The 16,651-nt window shown below is 45.7% G+C and carries 19 protein-coding genes; 7 read left to right on the top strand and 12 right to left on the bottom strand.

Annotated features, from left to right (window positions below; all coding sequences use genetic code 11):
- The first annotated feature begins 13 nt into the window (after nt 1-13).
- The 4 genes from rpsT (at nt 14) to IEV16_RS04820 (ending at nt 3,092) form a co-directional block, all read left to right on the top strand.
- Nucleotides 14-277: a 30S ribosomal protein S20 gene (gene rpsT / locus IEV16_RS04835; protein ID WP_188364551.1), complete on the top strand. Its 264-nt coding sequence runs from the start codon at nt 14-16 to the stop codon at nt 275-277.
- Nucleotides 278-457: 180 nt separating this feature from the next.
- The gene (locus tag IEV16_RS04830) at nt 458-1,756 is read left to right on the top strand and encodes a cyclic di-GMP phosphodiesterase (protein ID WP_188364550.1); all 1,299 of its coding nucleotides are present in this window, start codon (nt 458-460) and stop codon (nt 1,754-1,756) included.
- A gap of 68 nt (nt 1,757-1,824) precedes the next feature.
- Nucleotides 1,825-2,619, top strand: a complete 795-nt coding sequence (locus IEV16_RS04825) for a thymidylate synthase (RefSeq protein WP_188364549.1) — start codon at nt 1,825-1,827, stop codon at nt 2,617-2,619.
- Complete coding sequence (locus IEV16_RS04820) at nt 2,616-3,092, top strand: dihydrofolate reductase (RefSeq protein WP_188364548.1); 477 nt, start codon at nt 2,616-2,618, stop codon at nt 3,090-3,092. The genes IEV16_RS04825 and IEV16_RS04820 overlap by 4 nt, the downstream gene beginning before the upstream one ends.
- Before the next feature lie 3 nt (nt 3,093-3,095).
- Here IEV16_RS04820 and rapZ read toward each other — a convergent pair whose 3' ends face one another.
- The 9 genes from rapZ to IEV16_RS04775 form a co-directional block, all read right to left on the bottom strand.
- On the bottom strand, nt 3,096-3,962 hold the full coding sequence (gene rapZ / locus IEV16_RS04815; protein WP_188364547.1) for an RNase adapter RapZ: 867 nt from the start codon (nt 3,960-3,962) through the stop codon (nt 3,096-3,098).
- The gene (locus tag IEV16_RS04810; protein ID WP_188364546.1) at nt 3,950-4,411 is read right to left on the bottom strand and encodes a PTS sugar transporter subunit IIA; all 462 of its coding nucleotides are present in this window, start codon (nt 4,409-4,411) and stop codon (nt 3,950-3,952) included. The genes rapZ and IEV16_RS04810 overlap by 13 nt, the downstream gene beginning before the upstream one ends.
- Before the next feature lie 63 nt (nt 4,412-4,474).
- On the bottom strand, nt 4,475-4,801 hold the full coding sequence (gene hpf / locus IEV16_RS04805) for a ribosome hibernation-promoting factor, HPF/YfiA family (RefSeq protein WP_188364545.1): 327 nt from the start codon (nt 4,799-4,801) through the stop codon (nt 4,475-4,477).
- Nucleotides 4,802-5,088: 287 nt separating this feature from the next.
- Nucleotides 5,089-5,808 (bottom strand): LPS export ABC transporter ATP-binding protein, encoded by a 720-nt coding sequence (gene lptB / locus IEV16_RS04800; protein WP_188364544.1) that lies wholly within the window; start codon nt 5,806-5,808, stop codon nt 5,089-5,091.
- On the bottom strand, nt 5,801-6,298 hold the full coding sequence (locus IEV16_RS04795) for an LptA/OstA family protein (protein WP_188364543.1): 498 nt from the start codon (nt 6,296-6,298) through the stop codon (nt 5,801-5,803). Before IEV16_RS04795 ends, lptB begins: the two co-directional genes overlap by 8 nt.
- Nucleotides 6,273-6,821, bottom strand: coding sequence for an LPS export ABC transporter periplasmic protein LptC (gene lptC, locus IEV16_RS04790; protein ID WP_188364542.1), 549 nt, complete (start codon nt 6,819-6,821; stop codon nt 6,273-6,275). Before lptC ends, IEV16_RS04795 begins: the two co-directional genes overlap by 26 nt.
- The gene (locus IEV16_RS04785) at nt 6,822-7,364 is read right to left on the bottom strand and encodes a KdsC family phosphatase (protein WP_188364541.1); all 543 of its coding nucleotides are present in this window, start codon (nt 7,362-7,364) and stop codon (nt 6,822-6,824) included.
- The gene (locus IEV16_RS04780) at nt 7,364-8,347 is read right to left on the bottom strand and encodes a KpsF/GutQ family sugar-phosphate isomerase (RefSeq protein ID WP_188364540.1); all 984 of its coding nucleotides are present in this window, start codon (nt 8,345-8,347) and stop codon (nt 7,364-7,366) included. The genes IEV16_RS04785 and IEV16_RS04780 overlap by 1 nt, the downstream gene beginning before the upstream one ends.
- The gene (locus tag IEV16_RS04775; protein WP_188364539.1) at nt 8,344-9,312 is read right to left on the bottom strand and encodes a calcium/sodium antiporter; all 969 of its coding nucleotides are present in this window, start codon (nt 9,310-9,312) and stop codon (nt 8,344-8,346) included. The genes IEV16_RS04780 and IEV16_RS04775 overlap by 4 nt, the downstream gene beginning before the upstream one ends.
- Nucleotides 9,313-9,422: 110 nt before the next feature.
- On the opposite strand from IEV16_RS04775, the gene IEV16_RS04770 reads away from it, so the two are divergent.
- Genes IEV16_RS04770 through IEV16_RS04760 form a run of 3 tightly spaced genes read left to right on the top strand, consistent with a single transcriptional unit; the run spans nt 9,423 to nt 13,226 of the window.
- Nucleotides 9,423-9,665, top strand: coding sequence for a BolA/IbaG family iron-sulfur metabolism protein (locus IEV16_RS04770; protein ID WP_188364538.1), 243 nt, complete (start codon nt 9,423-9,425; stop codon nt 9,663-9,665).
- Nucleotides 9,662-10,918: a UDP-N-acetylglucosamine 1-carboxyvinyltransferase gene (gene murA, locus IEV16_RS04765; protein ID WP_188364537.1), complete on the top strand. Its 1,257-nt coding sequence runs from the start codon at nt 9,662-9,664 to the stop codon at nt 10,916-10,918. Before IEV16_RS04770 ends, murA begins: the two co-directional genes overlap by 4 nt.
- A 13-nt stretch (nt 10,919-10,931) precedes the next feature.
- Nucleotides 10,932-13,226 (top strand): M20/M25/M40 family metallo-hydrolase, encoded by a 2,295-nt coding sequence (locus IEV16_RS04760; protein ID WP_188364536.1) that lies wholly within the window; start codon nt 10,932-10,934, stop codon nt 13,224-13,226.
- Here the strand turns inward: IEV16_RS04760 and IEV16_RS04755 are convergent.
- The 3 genes from IEV16_RS04755 to IEV16_RS04745 are packed head-to-tail and all read right to left on the bottom strand — an operon-like array spanning nt 13,182 to nt 16,581.
- Nucleotides 13,182-14,114 carry an SdiA-regulated domain-containing protein gene (locus IEV16_RS04755; protein ID WP_188364535.1) on the bottom strand — a complete coding sequence of 311 codons (933 nt, stop codon included), beginning with the start codon at nt 14,112-14,114 and terminating at the stop codon, nt 13,182-13,184. The genes IEV16_RS04760 and IEV16_RS04755 overlap by 45 nt on opposite strands.
- Nucleotides 14,111-15,382 (bottom strand): tRNA uracil 4-sulfurtransferase ThiI, encoded by a 1,272-nt coding sequence (gene thiI, locus IEV16_RS04750; protein WP_188364534.1) that lies wholly within the window; start codon nt 15,380-15,382, stop codon nt 14,111-14,113. The genes IEV16_RS04755 and thiI overlap by 4 nt, the downstream gene beginning before the upstream one ends.
- Nucleotides 15,383-15,384: 2 nt before the next feature.
- On the bottom strand, nt 15,385-16,581 hold the full coding sequence (locus tag IEV16_RS04745) for a pyridoxal phosphate-dependent aminotransferase (RefSeq protein ID WP_188364533.1): 1,197 nt from the start codon (nt 16,579-16,581) through the stop codon (nt 15,385-15,387).
- Nucleotides 16,582-16,651: the final 70 nt, after the last annotated feature.

Here is a 16,651-nt window from a genome sequence, read left to right as displayed (position 1 = left end):
CAGGAGAACTGTTTTGGCCAATTCAGCATCTGCAAGAAAACGCATCCGACAAGCTGCAAAAAATCGACAGCTTAACATGAGCCAACGCTCTAAAGCACGCACCAAAATTAAAAATGTATTGTCTGCCATTGAAGCCGGCGACAAGGAAAAAGCACAAAAATTATACAACGAAATGGTCCCCGTGGTTGACAGTGTCGCGCGCAAAGGGCTTTACCACAAAAATAAAATTGCACGACATAAAAGTCGCCTCAATGCCAAAATTAAAGCCATGGCCTAAAGCGTCAACACAATAGCATAAAACCCGGCACCGACTGAATTGGTGGCCGGGTTTTTTTATGGCAAGCAATGGGAATTGACAAAATTTGTCACTTTTGTGGTTTTTTTGTGAATTGTGTCACTTAAGTTGAATGAAGTTGTGCTAAAATCACGAAAGGTATAATCTTCAAAGGTTAACATTATGGGCATAGAAAAAGAAAAAATATCCGTCAAGTATCTCAAAGTTGGCATGTACGTCTGCAAATTAGACCGTTCATGGCTGGATACACCGTTCCCTTTCCAGGGTTTTTACATTCGCAGTCAGAACGAGATCAAAGACCTCAAAGCTTTTTGTGAATATGTCTATATTGATGTGGTCAAAGGTAAATCTCTGGTGGCCGAGCCTGAGATTTCTAAACCTTCTCCTTTATTGCGAAAAAAAGATAAAAGTCACAAATACCGCACCCGTACCCAACCTTTGGTGATTAAACACGATTATTACACCACACAATTAAAGCCCATAAAGCGTGAATTTAGTCGTGCCCATTCTCTGATGATTGATTTGAACAGTGCGGTTGAGGAAACCAGTTTTAATCTGCGCGTTGGTAAACGGCTTGACATTAAGAAAACTAAACAAATTGCCTCCCAAGTGGTTAATTCGGTGATTCGCAACCCCAACACCCTGGTGTGGCTGACCCAACTGAAAGAAAAAGGTCAATATGTTTACGGCCATTCATTACGCTCTGCCATTCTTGCTGCTGTATTTGGTCGCCACTTAGGCATCGCTGAAGAAAAACTCGAAACCCTGGTCACCGGTGTATTATTAGCCGATATTGGCAAAACCAAAATCAGCCGAAAACTGCTCAACAAAAAAGACAGTTACACCGAAAACGAACGTAAAATATTTGAATCTCACGTTGAGTTGGGTGTAGAAATTCTCGCCAAAGATAAAAGTATTCCCCATGATGTTCTGACCATTGCTGAAACCCATCACGAACGTTTTGATGGTAGCGGTTATCCCTACGGCTTGGTCGGTGATGAAATTCCGGCCATGGGTCAAATTGCCGGTATTGTGGATACCTTTGACGCCATGACCAGTAAGAAACCTTACGGCAAGGTGTATTCATCCTCTCAAGCGATGGAGTGGTTATTTAAACAAAAGAACAAATTGTTCAGCGCTCAGCTGGTGGATGAGTTTATTCAGGCCATTGGCTTATATCCGGCCGGATCACCTGTTCAATTATCTGACGGTTCCGTTGGTCTGGTGTTATCTCACAACAAGCAAAAACGTTTGAAACCGGAAATTTTATTGATACGCAATGCCCAGAACAAGGTGCTTGAAAAACCCCGTTTTATTGATTTGTCCAAAAAACCCCCGTTTTCCAATAAAGAACGGCCTTGCATCACAGGTGCTTTGAGCATGTCCCAACTGGGTGTTGATGTGGATCACGTCTTAGATAATTTCAACGCGCCCAATGTGGTGCAGCGTATGTTTGCTTAGTTAAATTCGAACGTTAATTAACACTTAAACCTTGCTATAATACTAAGTTTTTATAGCAAGGTTTTTTTATGCGCGCTTATTTGGATTTTGCCCGCCATATTCTGCAACACGGAACCCGCAAAGAAGATCGCACCGGCACCGGCACACTGAGTGTGTTCGGGTACCAAATGCGGTTTAATCTGGCCGATGGTTTTCCCTTGCTGACCACCAAAAAACTCCACATCAAATCCATCATCTATGAATTACTCTGGTTTTTAAACGGTGACACCAATATTCGATACTTAAACGAGCATGGCGTCAGAATCTGGGACGAATGGGCCGATGAATCAGGTGATTTAGGCCCTGTTTATGGTCACCAATGGCGTTCCTGGCCGGTACCTGACGGCGGTCAGATAGACCAAATAAGCCAACTGATTGAAAGCCTAAAAACCAACCCCGATTCGCGACGCCATATTGTCAGCGCCTGGAATGTAGGGGATGTCAGTCATATGGCGCTACCACCGTGCCATTGCTTGTTTCAATTTTATGTCAGTGACGGTAAACTCTCTTGCCAACTTTACCAACGCAGTGCCGATGTGTTTCTGGGCGTGCCTTTTAACATCGCTTCTTATGCCCTCCTCACTCATATGGTGGCACAAGTCTGTGGCTTGCAGGCGGGTGACTTTATTCATACTTTTGGTGATGCCCATATTTACCTGAATCATCTGAAACAAATAAAACAACAGCTTGAGCGAACCCCCTACCCGCGTCCCCATTTACATATTAATCCTGACGTGCAGGATATATTCAGTTTTGATTATGGTGATTTTAAAATGATTAATTACCGGGCCCATCCGCACATCAAAGGCCAGGTGGCAGTATGAGTTTCACTCTGGTGGCAGCCTTTGATAAAAACAGACTGATTGGTGCCGATAATGATTTACCGTGGTATCTGCCTGCGGATTTAAAAATTTTTAAAAAGAACACCTTAAATAAACCCATTCTGATGGGCCGAAAAACCTGCGAATCACTCAAAAAGCCTTTACCCAGGCGGGTCAATTGGGTGTTAACACGCCAACAGGACTACCAACGTGATGGTTTTAAAATTATTCACGATTGGCAACACCTCAAGTCTGATAATGAAATTATGGTTATTGGTGGCGCCAGGATATTTGAACTGTTATTGCCTGAGGCGGATAAAATGATTATCACCCATATTGAAGCCGAATTTGAGGGTGACACCTATTTCCCGAAAGTTAACTGGTCAGATTGGCGCATACAAGAACAAACAGACCACCCCATTGACGAAGTTAACCCGCATTACCCGTTTAAAGTCATCACTTATCACAAACGGTGAGTTTTAATCATCACCTTCTAATTCCCGGTGTAACAACATGTTGTTGATATTTTTATCCACCAGATACCTGTGTAAAGATTCAGCCAGATACACCGACCGGTGGCGTCCGCCGGTACAGCCAATGGCCACCGTAATATAACTGCGGTCATTGACTTCAAATTTATTGATCCATTTCTTGCTAAAAGCACACAAATCTGTGAGGTATTCAGCCACCAGCTCCTGCCGGGAAAAAAAATCAATAATGGCTTTATCCTGTCCGGTGAAAGGCCGTAATTCTTTTTCCCAGTAGGGGTTTGGCAGACAACGGGCATCAAACACAAAATCCGCATCAAAGGGCACACCGCGCTTGAAAGCAAAGGATTTGATGATTACCGTCACTTTCTGGTTGCTCTGGTTCATGATTTGCCAAATCTGTTGTTTAAGCTGTTGTGCTTTTAGCTGACTGGTGTCAATGATTAAATCCGCCACCTCTTTGACCGCTGCCATGAGTTGGGTTTCTAAACGAATGGCTTCGGTTAAAGAGTGTTTATGCTGAGCTGTTGACAGGGGGTGACGCCGTCGGGTTTCGCTGTAGCGATTCATCAATACCTTCTCAGCTGCAGATAAATAAATCACCCGGACATGCAACTGTTTTTTTAACGTTTCTACCATCTCAGGAAATTGAGACAAGGCTTTTTGTTGACTGCGGATATCAACCCCAACACATACTTTGGGATAAAAATTCACATCTTCATTGATGTGATCGGCAAATTCAGACAACATACTGACCGGCAAGTTATCCACGCAGTAATACTCCATATCTTCCAAAGCCCGTAAAACGATGGTTTTTCCAGAACCGGATAAACCGGTGATAATCACTAATTGTTGCATTGTTCAAAAGCCTCCAATATCGTATCCATCATCTGATGTTTGTCATCAATATTGACCAGCTGCTCATATAAAACATGCTGTCTGAATAAATGTGCGGTTTCTTTTAAAAAACGCCGGTGCTCGGGTCTGACATCAAGCGGAAAAACCAAACCCACCACAATTTGAACCGGCTGGTTATCCACCGCCTCATAATCTGCAGGATGGGATAATTTAATCAGACAGGCACGAATTTCATCGGTTTTTAAGCAGCGACCATGAGGCAAGGCAACACCGGTGCCGAGAGACGTGTTGCCCAGTTTTTCCCGGTCCAGAAGACTGTGATAAATAAAAAGCCCCTGAGAGCGGGATTCACCCAGTAACTGACCAACCTGTTCAAACAATCTTTTCTTACTGATAAAATGATAATTAAGTAAGATCTTTTCTTCTTCCAGAACATCAATAAATTTCATGGTTTCAATAAAAATGGCCCAACAAGGTGTCAGGCCATTTTCTCATGTTATGCGTATTAAGGGTTAATATTGTGTGCGATTAATGGCAATCGCCTCTTTATTATTATAATTATTTAATTTGCTTTTATGGCGTCTGATCTGCTTATCCAGTTTATCCACCATTGCATCGATGGATTTATATAAATGATCCTCTGTGGATTCGGCAAAAAAGGTTTTTCCCCCGATGTGCATGGTGGCTTCTGACTTATGTCTGATTTTTTCCACACTCAAAATCACGTGAACACTTAAGACCTGGTCAAAATGACGTCGAACGCGTTCAAATTTGGTGTCAATGTAGTCTTTAATGGGTTCAGTTACTTCAAGTTGTTGACCGGTGATGTCTAATTGCATATCTAATACCTCATTGTTGTTTTGAATTTTGGTTTAAGGTTTTGAATGAGCACAATCAACCCTGACAAAGAGTGGCCATTTAATGCACTGTATATAAGTCCGGATGATTGTGAAAGGCGGGAGGTTTTTTTTGCGGTCAAGTCTGACCGCGGGTTGAAATGGATACTGAATGATAAGCGCAAATTTGTGTTAATGGCCGTAACCTCCTGTCTAATAATATACAGAAATAAATGTTAAAGTGCAATCGCATTCACAGCTTTTAAACAGTCAGCCAGACCGCCTGATAATCACATCGAAAAATCATGCCCGAGATAGACTTTTCGTACATCGGGATTGGCAATAATCTGTTCCGGTTTTCCTTCAGTGAGCATTTTACCGGCATTGAGAATATAGGCACGGTCACAAATACCCAGGGTTTCACGCACGTTGTGATCGGTGATTAACACCCCGATACCTTTACTTTTAAGATGATAGACAATTTTCTGGATATCAATCACTGATACCGGATCCACACCGGCAAATGGCTCATCCAATAAAATATATTTTGGCTCCATGGCCAGTGAGCGGGCAATTTCCACCCGGCGCCGCTCACCACCTGATAAACTGATACCCAACTGGTTTTTAACATGATCCACGTTAAGCTCTTCGAGCAATTCGAGGCAGCGGTTTTCACGTTGGTCCCGATTAAGGTCTTTGCGCAGTTGCAACACCGCCATCAGATTATCCTCAACCGTGAGTTTTCTGAATATTGACGCTTCCTGGGGCAAATAACCGACACCCAGTCGAGCCCGTTGGTGCATACCGAAATCAGTGGCATCCACATCATCAATCGTTATACAGCCACTGTCAGCAACCACCAAGCCCACCACCATATAAAAACAGGTGGTTTTACCGGCGCCGTTGGGGCCCAATAAACCCACCACCTCACCTTCTTTTAAACACAAAGAAACCGAATCGATAATGGTTCTTTTGTGGTAACTTTTGACAATATTGTCGGCTTTAATCATTGTTGGGATCGATTTCTAATCTAAATTGCTGGTTATTTTCACCCACGGCTTTGACTTCCTGCGTTTTTAAATTGAATTCCATGGCCTCACCGGTGCTGACGCCGATGTTGTTTTCAATACGGACATCCCCTTTGAGAAAAGCGATTTCGGACTGGTAATCAAAGTCAATCTGATTGGCACGGATAACCATGCGGCTGCCATCATCCATCTGCTGTTCCATGGTCACCGGAGAACCGGTCATTTTAACGGTGGCAATCAGTTTGCCTTCGTGGGTTATTAATCCATAATCTGATTCAATTTTTAAACTACCCTGACGAATCAACATGCCTTTTGGACATTCGGTTTGTCCGAGATTAAGCTTACTGATGCAACCGTCACCGGACAAGGTGATTTTCTGCTGTCGATCACTTTCTAACGCAAACACACTCAAAGTCAGCGATAAACCCATGAGCATGACCACACATTTATTGACGGGGCTGAAATTCTGCATAGACATCATTTAATAGTTCAATTTGTTTGTTGTTAAATATAATATGTGCACCCACACCACGCATCCAGCCACCGGGCTGTTGTAGGTTAATTGCAGCCGGCGTGCGACCTTCTTTGGTGTTTAAATCCACACTGAGTTGTGATGATTCAACCACCACTATAGGGGCTTGTTGCGAAACCACTGTCACTTTATCGGGAAAGTATAAGAATTGTTGATTGCGTCGAAAAACAGCGGATGGGGATTGCAAAATCCAATTGTTGTCATCCGCAAACAACTGCACGTGTGGTTGTTCAATCAGGGTTTGTTCGTTGTCTAAATAATGGGTCATGTTCGGCGAACGAATTTCAGTCACCACCTGACCGCTATCATCAGTGGAACGCATCACCACTTCGGTTAAGGCATAGCCTTTGGTAAATGGCTCATAATCAGTACCGGCAGAATGCCGAAAAAAACCCTGATAAACAGCCACAGACAACACGGCAAATACAAGCATAATCAGTAATTGTCGAATTTTAAACGTCATTTATTGGCGGCCGGTGAATTCATAACCATCAACGGCTATCTGCTGACTGCTGAGCAACACATCGCAGACCTGACGGGCGGCCCCGTCTCCGCCTTTTTTGCCTAAAACCCAAAAGGCTTTATCAATCACCGCGTCATGGGCATCGGCCACCGCAACCGGTAAGCCACACTTATCCATAATCGGAATATCAATCACATCATCACCCACAAACGCCACCTGCTGATCATCAATGTGCAAAGCCGCTTTGAGGTTTTCATAGGTTTCAAGTTTATTCAAGCGCCCCTGATAGACGTGATTCACACCCAAAGATCGCATCCGATCAGCCACAATCACCGAATTACGCCCGGTGATGACCGCCACTTCAATACCATACTTGATAAGTAAAGAAATGCCCAGACCGTCTTTGACATTGAATTTTTTCATTTCACGACCATCGTCTGTGAAATACAACCCGCCATCGGTGAGCACCCCGTCCACATCAAAAATCACCAATTTAATGTTTTTGGCTTTTTGCAGAACATTGTCTATAACTTTATTAACCATCAAACCACCCCGGCCCGTAATAAATCATGAATATTCAAAGCACCTGTGAGCCGAGCATCCTTATCAACCACCAGCAGTGAATGAATTTTATGGGTTTCCATTAATTGTGCCGCCTCAACCGCCATCTTATCTGCCCGGATGGTGACCGGATTACGGGTCATAAATTCACCCACCACATGGTCTTTAAAATGCTCAATAGTGGGTAAAGAACGGCGTAAATCACCATCTGTAAAAACCCCCGCCACCCGATTGTCTTTATCAACCACAGCCACCATACCCAGTGCTTTTTCAGTCATGACCAGCAATGCTTCACTGAACTTTGTGTGCGCATAGACTTTTGGAATATCATCACCGCTGCGCATCACATCACTGATCCCCAATAGCAGGCGTTTACCGAGAGAACCGGCCGGATGCGACCGGGCAAAATCTTCTTTGGTAAAACCCCTTGACTCCAATAAGGTAATCGCCAGCGCATCGCCCATCACCAAAGTGGCGGTGGTACTGGCTGTGGGTGCCAGCCCCAAGGGACAGGCTTCTTCATTCACCGACACATCAATATGAATATCAGAATTTTTGGCCAGCGTCGAATTCGGTTTGCCGGTCATGGAAATCAGCGCAATCCCCATGCGCTTTAACACCGGTAAAATCGCCAGCACTTCTTCGGTTTCACCGGAATTAGACATCGCCAGTACGATGTCATTACTGGTAATCATACCCAAATCGCCATGACTGGCCTCACCCGGATGAACAAAAAAAGCCGGTGTGCCGGTGGAGGCTAAAGTGGCCGAGACTTTATCGGCTATGTGACCGGATTTACCCATGCCGATGACCACCACATGGCCGGAGCCGTTTAAAATCATTTCGACAGCCGCCACAAAATCTTCGCCAATGCGTTGTTGCAAATCAACGATGGCCTGATTTTCAATGGCAAACACCCGGCGTGCCTGGGCGATGGCCTGTTCTGCATTCACCGTTCTGCTCATGTGGCTTTACTGACAAATAACCAAATCATATAGGCACTATATAATAACACTAAAACCAAGCCAATAAGACGCGACACAAATCGGTCTTTGAGCACAAAATAAATGGAAACTATAAACAAAAAGACCGTTAGAATCACCATATACAGGTAATCAAACATCAAAAACCTGCGTGAGAAATGGTAATCGTTGATTACCCCGGATATGCCGATAACGCCCAATAAATTGAATATATTAGAGCCTACAATATTACCGATGGCCAAATCATGTTCTTTTTTAGCGGCACTGGCCACAATCGCTGCCAATTCTGGCAGAGAAGTACCCAGGGCGACAATGGTTAAACCGATCACCAAATCCGACACCCCAAAATACTGGGCAATGTCGGTGGCACCAATCACCATCAACTGGGACGCCAGCGGCAATACCACAACACCCATCAGCAAAAATAAGATGGCATGAGACATTTTAATGTTAAGGTCGTACTCACTTTCGATCTCTTCACTGTAACTGTCCTTGCTTTCGTTGACACCCAGAAAACCCAGTAACAACGTTACACCAAGCATTGAAATCAATAAGATAACCCCATCCATTAAAGTCAGGGATAAATCAAGTAATAAAAACAACGCCAGTAAACACACCATCAATAAAATCGGCATTTCACGTTTAATGATTTTGGATTTGACCTGCATCGGTGTAATCAACAAGCCGACACCCAGCACCAGTGCGATGTTGGTGATGTTTGAGCCAATCGCGTTGCCCATGGCCAGACCGGAATTGCCTTTGAAGGAGGCAATGGCTGACACCACCATTTCCGGGGCTGAGGTGCCGAAACCGACCACAATCAGACCCACCAACATGGTGGAAACACCCAAATGTTTGGCCAGAGCCGCCGCACCCAGAATAAACTTGTCAGCCGCAAAAATAAGCAATATCAGTCCGATTACCAGATAACCTGAAGCTATTAACATATAATGTGATTCTCAAAAGGCGCTGAAATGAAACTAAATGCGCATGATGTCTTTATAAACCGGTCATTATAAAAGATAATGCCCCGGGTAGAAACAAACAATTGATGAAGATGGAACCAAAAATAATTGAAGAAAAGATAAAAGCCCACATTGACTGTGATTATATCCATGTCCACAGCGATGACATGCGCCATTATGCCGCCACCATCGTATCCCCTGCTTTTATTGGATTAAATCAACTGAAAAGGCACCGCCAAATCCACCAGGCGCTAGGCTCGGTCATGGGCCAAGAAATACATGCCATGAGTATTCAGGCCATGACCCCTGATGAATATGAGCAAACCCATTTATGAGCAATAAAATCGTCATCAACGGTGGCCGGAAACTGTCCGGTCAGATTAAAGCCTCCGGAGCCAAAAATGCCGTGTTACCCATTTTAACCGCCACTTTACTGGCCGAAGGCAACTCTCACATCCAAAATGTCCCCCATTTGCACGATGTCACCACCATGAACGAACTACTGGCACATATGGGGGCCGAATTAACTGTCGGCGCCCATTCTGACATTTTTATTAATACCAATCACTTACATAACCACACCGCACCTTATGACATTGTACGCACCATGCGCGCCAGTATTCTGGCTTTAGGACCTTTGCTGGCCCGCTACGGCCAGGCCAAAGTGTCCTTGCCCGGCGGTTGTCAAATCGGTGCACGACCGGTGGATTTACACCTCAAAGGCCTCAAAGCCATGGGGGCAGATATCGATGTCAGTGACGGTTATATACACGCCCATTGTCAAAGGTTACAAGGCGCACGCATTATTATGGATAAGGTTACGGTCACCGGCACTGAAAATATCTTGATGGCGGCGTGTCTGGCCCGCGGTGAATCTTTGATTGAAAATGCGGCGATTGAGCCGGAAGTGGTTGATTTGGGCCGCTACTTAATCGCTATGGGGGCGCACATTGAAGGTCTTGGCAGTTCAAAAATCAGGATTCAAGGCGTTGATAAATTGCGTGGCGTGGCACACCATGTATTACCCGACCGAATTGAAATCGGCAGCTTTCTGGTGGCCGCTGCCATGACCGGCGGTAACATCACCATCACCCACACACAACCGGATGATTTAGACGCGGTGCTGTTAAAGCTCACCGAAGCCGGCGCCGAGATCCGCACCACCGAAGACCAAATTTATCTTGATATGCATGAAAAAAGGCCGCAGCCGGTGGACATTCGCACCGCGCCGCATCCAGCTTTCCCCACCGATATGCAAGCCCAGTTCTGTGCTTTAAATGCCATTGCCGACGGCACCAGTGTGATCACCGAAACCTTGTTTGAAAACCGTTTTATGCATGTGGATGAACTCAATCGTATGGGTGCCAATATCGCCGTTGAAGGCAATCAGGCGATTATCACCGGGGTAGAAAAGCTCAGCGGGGCACCGGTCACAGCCACCGATTTGCGCGCCTCGGCATCACTGGTTATTGCCGGTCTGGCCGCACAGGGTCAAACCGAAGTGCATGATATTCATTACATCGATCGGGGCTATGAGGCGATTGAAGAGAAACTCAATCAGCTCGGGGCCCGCATTATTCGACAATAGCCTGAGAAAAACCATGCATCTGCTCAAAAACACCCTGTTCATGGTATTAATTTTACTGGTGATTCGAGGCGGCTATGAGCTCAGTTACCCCTCAAAAACACCGTCTCATCTGATTTATGACGGTGTTTTTATGGAATCCGTACTCAAGCATATCCACAAAATCACCGAACACCCCCATGCCGTGGGTCAAGCCACCCATCAAGTGGTTGGTCGATACCTTGAACGCCACGTGCAACAGTTAAATAACCCCAAGATCAAAATCAATCAACACCGGAGCCATTACTATAATCAACACAACCGAAAAGCCGCTGCTTTAACTAATTACATCATCCAATATCCGGGGCAGACTGAAGATGCGCCGGCCGTTATGTTGATGGCCCACTACGATGCCGCACGCTTTTCAGCCAGTGGAGCGGCCGATGACGCCGCCGGTGTGGCGGTGGCGCTGGAAATTTTTAAAACCTTCATTCAACAAAACCCCACACCCAAGAACAAACTATTGCTGCTCATCACCGACGGTGAAGAACTCGGCTTATTGGGGGCCAAAGCCTTTATTGAAGACCAATTACGCCACCACAATATAGGCGTCATCATTAATTTAGAAGCCCGCGGCAGCAGCGGTCCGGCCATTTTATTACCGGAAACCGACACCGGTACCCGGGGCTTGATTGAGGCTTATCAAAAAGCCGGTGTGCCGATGCCGGTCAGCAGTTCACTGGATGCGGAAATTTACGCCAAAATGCCTAATGACACTGATGTCACACCATTTAAAGAACACGGTATAAATGCATTTAATCTGGCGTTTATTGATGACCATTTTAATTACCACAGCCCCACCGATGATCTGGCGCACCTGTCACTTAATTCTGTGGCCCACCATTTAATCCAGAGCAAATCACTGCTGAATTATCTGGCTGAGACTGATTTAAAACATTTACAATCTGACGCATCACCTGTTTATTTCAGCGTGCCGACTCTGGGTATATTGAGTTATTCTCGCAGCACTTCACTCATTATTTTTGCGGTGCTGTGGCTGAGCTGGCTGGTGTTGCTGGCGCTCACAATCAGCCATAAAAACCACGGCTTTAAAGCGCTGATCGAGGGACTAAAACCATTGGTTATGACCACCTTTTTTGTGTTTATCGCCAATTACATTTTACTGGCTGCGGTGTACACCTTGATTCCCGGCTGGAAAGATATTTTACAGGGCTTTCCGTATGGCGGTCATGCGCTCATCAATGCACAACTTTTTCTCAGCCTGGCAATTGTTGTTCTAATTTATCGCCGTCGTTTGCCGCTCAATCATGCCGGTGATGCACTCTTCAGTCTGGGCATTTGGTTGATTGCTGTCAGTTTTTTAAGCCTGTCACTGCCTGGCGCGGGATTTTTAATCATTCCCGCAGCGGCGGCGCTACCGGTGGCTTTTTTAAACCTGTATAAACCCGCATGGGCACAACAACTGGCACCGTTTATGCTGCTCTTGGCACTGTTGCCGCTGGGGGCTTTACTGATCAATTTACCGGTGGCGCTGGGCATTTGGATGACACCGGCGGCGATGCTGATTCTGGTATTAATGATGGCCCCTCTGAATGCATGGATTGAAGGCATTCAAGGGAAGGACAAAACCGCCTGGTTATTGATCATCCCGGTCATTTACTGCGCTTCGATTGTGTTTGAATACCGCCAATTTACACCTTACCGACCGTTACCGACATCCATTAACTACTTAAAAGATGTGGATCAAACGCACGCCTATCTGTTTCACGCCGATAACCGCCGCGGCGACTGGCTCAGCGATTTATTTGACAATCCATTATCTGAAGAAGCCACACAAGATTTTCAAAAAACCTATAAAAAACCGCTGACGACTCTGGTAAAAAGTGACTTAAACGCCACATATCCGGCCACCATTGAGGCCCATAAACCCTTGAATCAAATGAATTATCAACGAATTAATGTCACCGTCAAAGCCACACCGGGAACGGACATCGTGTCTATTTACACCCAACAAGCAATGACCATCCACAGTTTGGCTGTGGGCGGACGTATTCACCGCTTTAAAACACCGATACAACTTGCACCGGGCTATAAACTGATCGAATACCACATCACTGACAACCCCACCTTCACCTTACAATTTGAAGTGTCTGATGACACCGTTTTTGACTGGCAAATACAAAGCCACCGGGATGGTTTGTTGGCTGAATTTAATTTGTCTGAACGACCGGAAAATCAGATGGCCAAACCTTTTATCAAAACCGATTTAATCACCACCGTGCAGGACTGGTCGTTTGGCAACAATCAGTAAAGGCCGTTTATCGTTGGGGTTTTTGGCGTTTGGTATTCTGTTGTTGTCCAGAACCAGATAAAAGAATTCATCATCCACCGCGAGCCCTTCGGCATGGCCATATTGCATATCGCTGTAGGCGTATTTTGGATCACGTACAATATCCTCATAAGACCAGGCCCGGCCCTCTTGGTATTGCCGGTTTCCCACGGCGATGAGTTCATGAATCACATAGGCATTACGCTGCAGGGCATACACTTGTTTCCGGTGTACATATAAACCGGTCATATCGGGGTGTCGTCCATGCAAATACTGACGACTGTTCAGCATGATTAGGTTATGCTGTGACACAATCTCAGTCAGGTCTTCAGAAAACTGGAGTGTGATTAAACCACGCGGTTGGCGTTCCGCCGCCACCAGAAATCGCTGCTCGCCTAAATAGGTTACGCCCTCGAGACCGGCATTGTGTAATTGCAGTAAGCCTGCAGCAAAAGCAGACCGATATAAATCGTTGCCCTGCGCCGGCAGCCAACGGAGCTGACCAAGATTGTCCACATGAATCAGTCGATGATGGGCTTCTGAAACCAGCACAAAATCACCATTGACCGTGGTAATGCCTTCTAAATCCAACACTGATACACCCAAATCACGCTCACTGGCCAATGTCATTTCCTTGTATAACCAGGCCTCATCATCTTGGATATCCAAGCGAAAAATGGCGCGGTGTTTATCACCCACGGTATAAAGTGTGTCGTTCTTTAAAGTTAAACCGGAGGGTTCGATCTGATCAAGACCATTAATGGGATAAACCTGATAATCGCTTAATTGCACCGGCTCGACAGGTTTAAAAGGTTGCGCAATTAATCCGGTCGTTACTAATAAAGTAAGCAGTGTTATCCAAAGTTTCATTCCTCTGTGCCCACTTGTTGTTGATTCACCCATCGTCCAAAATAAAAGGTCAATACCTGAGCATCATTCAGGGTATCATCAATTAAGGATTCATAATCACTTAAATATATCTGTTCCATTTTCTCCAGCACATCAGCACGTGATTTGGTGCGGGGATTCTTTGAAATTAAAGCACAACAGTCCTTATGCGGTTCTCGACAAACCTCAAACAAACCCAGTTGGGTGGACAAATCAATAATATCGTGTTTATTGTAGGCCAACAGCGGTCTTAAAATCATGGCTTCGGTGCTTTTGTTCATGGATTCCATGTTTTCGAGGGTTTGCGACGCCACCTGACCCAAATTATCACCGGTGACCAGCGCCTGCGCTTCCACATCCGGCATCAAACGGGTCGCCACCCGCGCCATAAAACGCCGGAAAAGAATTAAATCATATTCTAAATCCAGTTCCATTAAGGCCATATCAAAATAGGTGTATGGCACGATATATAAACGCACAAAGCCACTGCTTTCACTGACAATTTTTGCGGTTCGGACAATTTTATCCGCCTCGATGGCCTCAGGCGGCCGATGACTGGCGGTGAAGTGAATAAAATCGGTTTGACAGCCGCGTTTGGCCATCAACCAGGCGGCCACCGGCGAATCAAAACCGCCTGATAATAAGGTCAACACCTGACCGGTGGAACCCACCGGCAAACCACCCACCCCCATGATTTTTTCGCTGTGCACCGACACCCCATCCGAAGCAATGTCCACGTAAAAGGTCTGATCCGGACGGGACAGATTGACTTGTTGCCAGTCGCTGCTTTTTAAAATGGTGGTCGCGATTTGTTGTTCAAAATCCTGGGATTTAAGCGCAAAACGTTTATCCCGGCGCTTCACCCGTACTGCGAAGCTGGACTCCGGACGGTATTGTTCTTGTGCCAGCCGTTCAATCAATTCATGTATCACCAATAAATCAGGTTTTTCGCCCAAAAAACCAAAGCGCTGTTCACTCAGCCAATAAACAAAGCTCAACCAGGCAATACCCGGCAAACGCCCTAATTCATGGACCACTGCCCTGGCTGTTTTTTCGTCAATTGATTCAGCCTCACCCTCAGCACCCGGCACCTGTACATAAATCCGGTCATGAATGGCTTTCACCGGCCATTCATAACCCAGTATTTTGAGTTTATCTTTGATGTTTTTACGCAGTCGTCTGATAAAACGGTGCCGATTTTTGCCCTTGAGAGCCAATTCGGCAAATTGCACAATGATTCGAAACTGCATGTTTAAGCCCGTAATTTTTCGACCGCTTGCTTAATCCGTGCCATCGCCTTTTCCAACACTGTCATGGAGGTGGCAAAAGAAATCCGCACATAACCCGGCGCCCCGAATGGTGTACCCGGCACCACCGCCACACCGGCTGATTCCAGTAACCAGGTGGCCAGTTCCACATCATTGCTACAATCCTTGTGAGAATCAATTAAGGCGGTCACATTTGCAAAGGCATAAAAAGCCCCAACACCTGATAAGCAGGTTATACCGTCTATTTCGTTCAATGCCTGCACCACAAAGTCATGGCGTTGTTTAAAAGCCCGGGTCATGGTTTGCAAACAATCTTGCGGGCCGTTAAAAGCCGCCACCGCAGCGGCTTGAGAAATGGAACATGGGTTGGAGGTGCTTTGAGATTGTAGTTTCCGCATGGCGGTAATGATGTCTCGATTGGCGGCGGCAAATCCAATCCGCCATCCTGTCATGGCATAGCCTTTAGACACGCCGTTAATCAATATAATGCGGTCTTTGAGTTCGGGAAAAAGCGCCACCGGGTTAGTCATTGGTTCAACACCCCAATAAATATGCTCATAAATATCATCGGTGAGCATCAACACCTGCGGATGCGCCTTTAACACCTCAGCTATGGCGGTTAATTCATCGCGCGAATACACCTGTCCGGTGGGGTTGCTGGGCGAATTCAAAATAATCAGTTTGGTTTTATCAGTGATGGCGTTCGATAACTGATCGGCGGTCATTTTGAAAGCTTGTTCGGCATCGGTCTGAACAATCACTGACCGGCCACCGGCCAATAATGTCATGTCCGGATAAGACACCCAGTAAGGCGCCGGAATAATCACCTCATCGCCGGGATTAATCACTGCATTTAATAAATTGAAAATACTGTGTTTGGCACCATTGGACACCAGAATTTCACTGGCCTGATAGTCCACCTGATTATCACGCTGTAATTTATTGATGATGGCTTGTTTTAATTCAGGCGTGCCATCCACGGCGGTGTATTTGGTCTTCCCCTGATTAATGGCTTCAATGGCGGCTTGTTTGATGTGTTCCGGGGTATCAAAATCAGGTTCGCCGGCGCCCAGACCAATGACATCCTGACCGGCAGCTTTTAATTCGGCGGCTTTCATACTCACCGCAATGGTCGCCGATGGTTTGACCTGTTTTACAAGATCTGCAATAAAGTCATTCATAAAATCACTTGAAATAGAAAAATCCCTTATCTTACGGCATCTCAGCCAGGACTCAACATTTTTAGCTGCG

This window comes from Marinicella pacifica, assembly GCF_014636635.1.
In the GTDB taxonomy this organism is placed as follows: domain Bacteria; phylum Pseudomonadota; class Gammaproteobacteria; order Xanthomonadales; family Marinicellaceae; genus Marinicella; species Marinicella pacifica.
Note: the sequence above shows the minus strand (reverse complement) of the source record. Positions and strands in the feature narration are given on the sequence as shown.

What these genes read in the sequence shown, in the direction of transcription:
- IEV16_RS04830 (WP_188364550.1), top strand. Translation starts at nt 458, where the DNA reads ATGGGCATAGAAAAAGAAAAAATATCCGTCAAGTATCTCAAAGTTGGC.
- IEV16_RS04825 (WP_188364549.1), top strand. Translation starts at nt 1,825, where the DNA reads ATGCGCGCTTATTTGGATTTTGCCCGCCATATTCTGCAACACGGAACC.
- IEV16_RS04820 (WP_188364548.1), top strand. Translation starts at nt 2,616, where the DNA reads ATGAGTTTCACTCTGGTGGCAGCCTTTGATAAAAACAGACTGATTGGT.
- rapZ (WP_188364547.1), bottom strand. Translation starts at nt 3,962, where the DNA reads ATGCAACAATTAGTGATTATCACCGGTTTATCCGGTTCTGGAAAAACC.
- IEV16_RS04810 (WP_188364546.1), bottom strand. Translation starts at nt 4,411, where the DNA reads ATGAAATTTATTGATGTTCTGGAAGAAGAAAAGATCTTACTTAATTAT.
- hpf (WP_188364545.1), bottom strand. Translation starts at nt 4,801, where the DNA reads ATGCAATTAGACATCACCGGTCAACAACTTGAAGTAACTGAACCCATT.
- lptB (WP_188364544.1), bottom strand. Translation starts at nt 5,808, where the DNA reads ATGATTAAAGCCGACAATATTGTCAAAAGTTACCACAAAAGAACCATT.
- IEV16_RS04795 (WP_188364543.1), bottom strand. Translation starts at nt 6,298, where the DNA reads ATGCAGAATTTCAGCCCCGTCAATAAATGTGTGGTCATGCTCATGGGT.
- lptC (WP_188364542.1), bottom strand. Translation starts at nt 6,821, where the DNA reads ATGACGTTTAAAATTCGACAATTACTGATTATGCTTGTATTTGCCGTG.
- IEV16_RS04785 (WP_188364541.1), bottom strand. Translation starts at nt 7,364, where the DNA reads ATGGTTAATAAAGTTATAGACAATGTTCTGCAAAAAGCCAAAAACATT.
- IEV16_RS04780 (WP_188364540.1), bottom strand. Translation starts at nt 8,347, where the DNA reads ATGAGCAGAACGGTGAATGCAGAACAGGCCATCGCCCAGGCACGCCGG.
- IEV16_RS04775 (WP_188364539.1), bottom strand. Translation starts at nt 9,312, where the DNA reads ATGTTAATAGCTTCAGGTTATCTGGTAATCGGACTGATATTGCTTATT.
- IEV16_RS04770 (WP_188364538.1), top strand. Translation starts at nt 9,423, where the DNA reads ATGGAACCAAAAATAATTGAAGAAAAGATAAAAGCCCACATTGACTGT.
- murA (WP_188364537.1), top strand. Translation starts at nt 9,662, where the DNA reads ATGAGCAATAAAATCGTCATCAACGGTGGCCGGAAACTGTCCGGTCAG.
- IEV16_RS04760 (WP_188364536.1), top strand. Translation starts at nt 10,932, where the DNA reads ATGCATCTGCTCAAAAACACCCTGTTCATGGTATTAATTTTACTGGTG.
- IEV16_RS04755 (WP_188364535.1), bottom strand. Translation starts at nt 14,114, where the DNA reads ATGAAACTTTGGATAACACTGCTTACTTTATTAGTAACGACCGGATTA.
- thiI (WP_188364534.1), bottom strand. Translation starts at nt 15,382, where the DNA reads ATGCAGTTTCGAATCATTGTGCAATTTGCCGAATTGGCTCTCAAGGGC.
- IEV16_RS04745 (WP_188364533.1), bottom strand. Translation starts at nt 16,581, where the DNA reads ATGAATGACTTTATTGCAGATCTTGTAAAACAGGTCAAACCATCGGCG.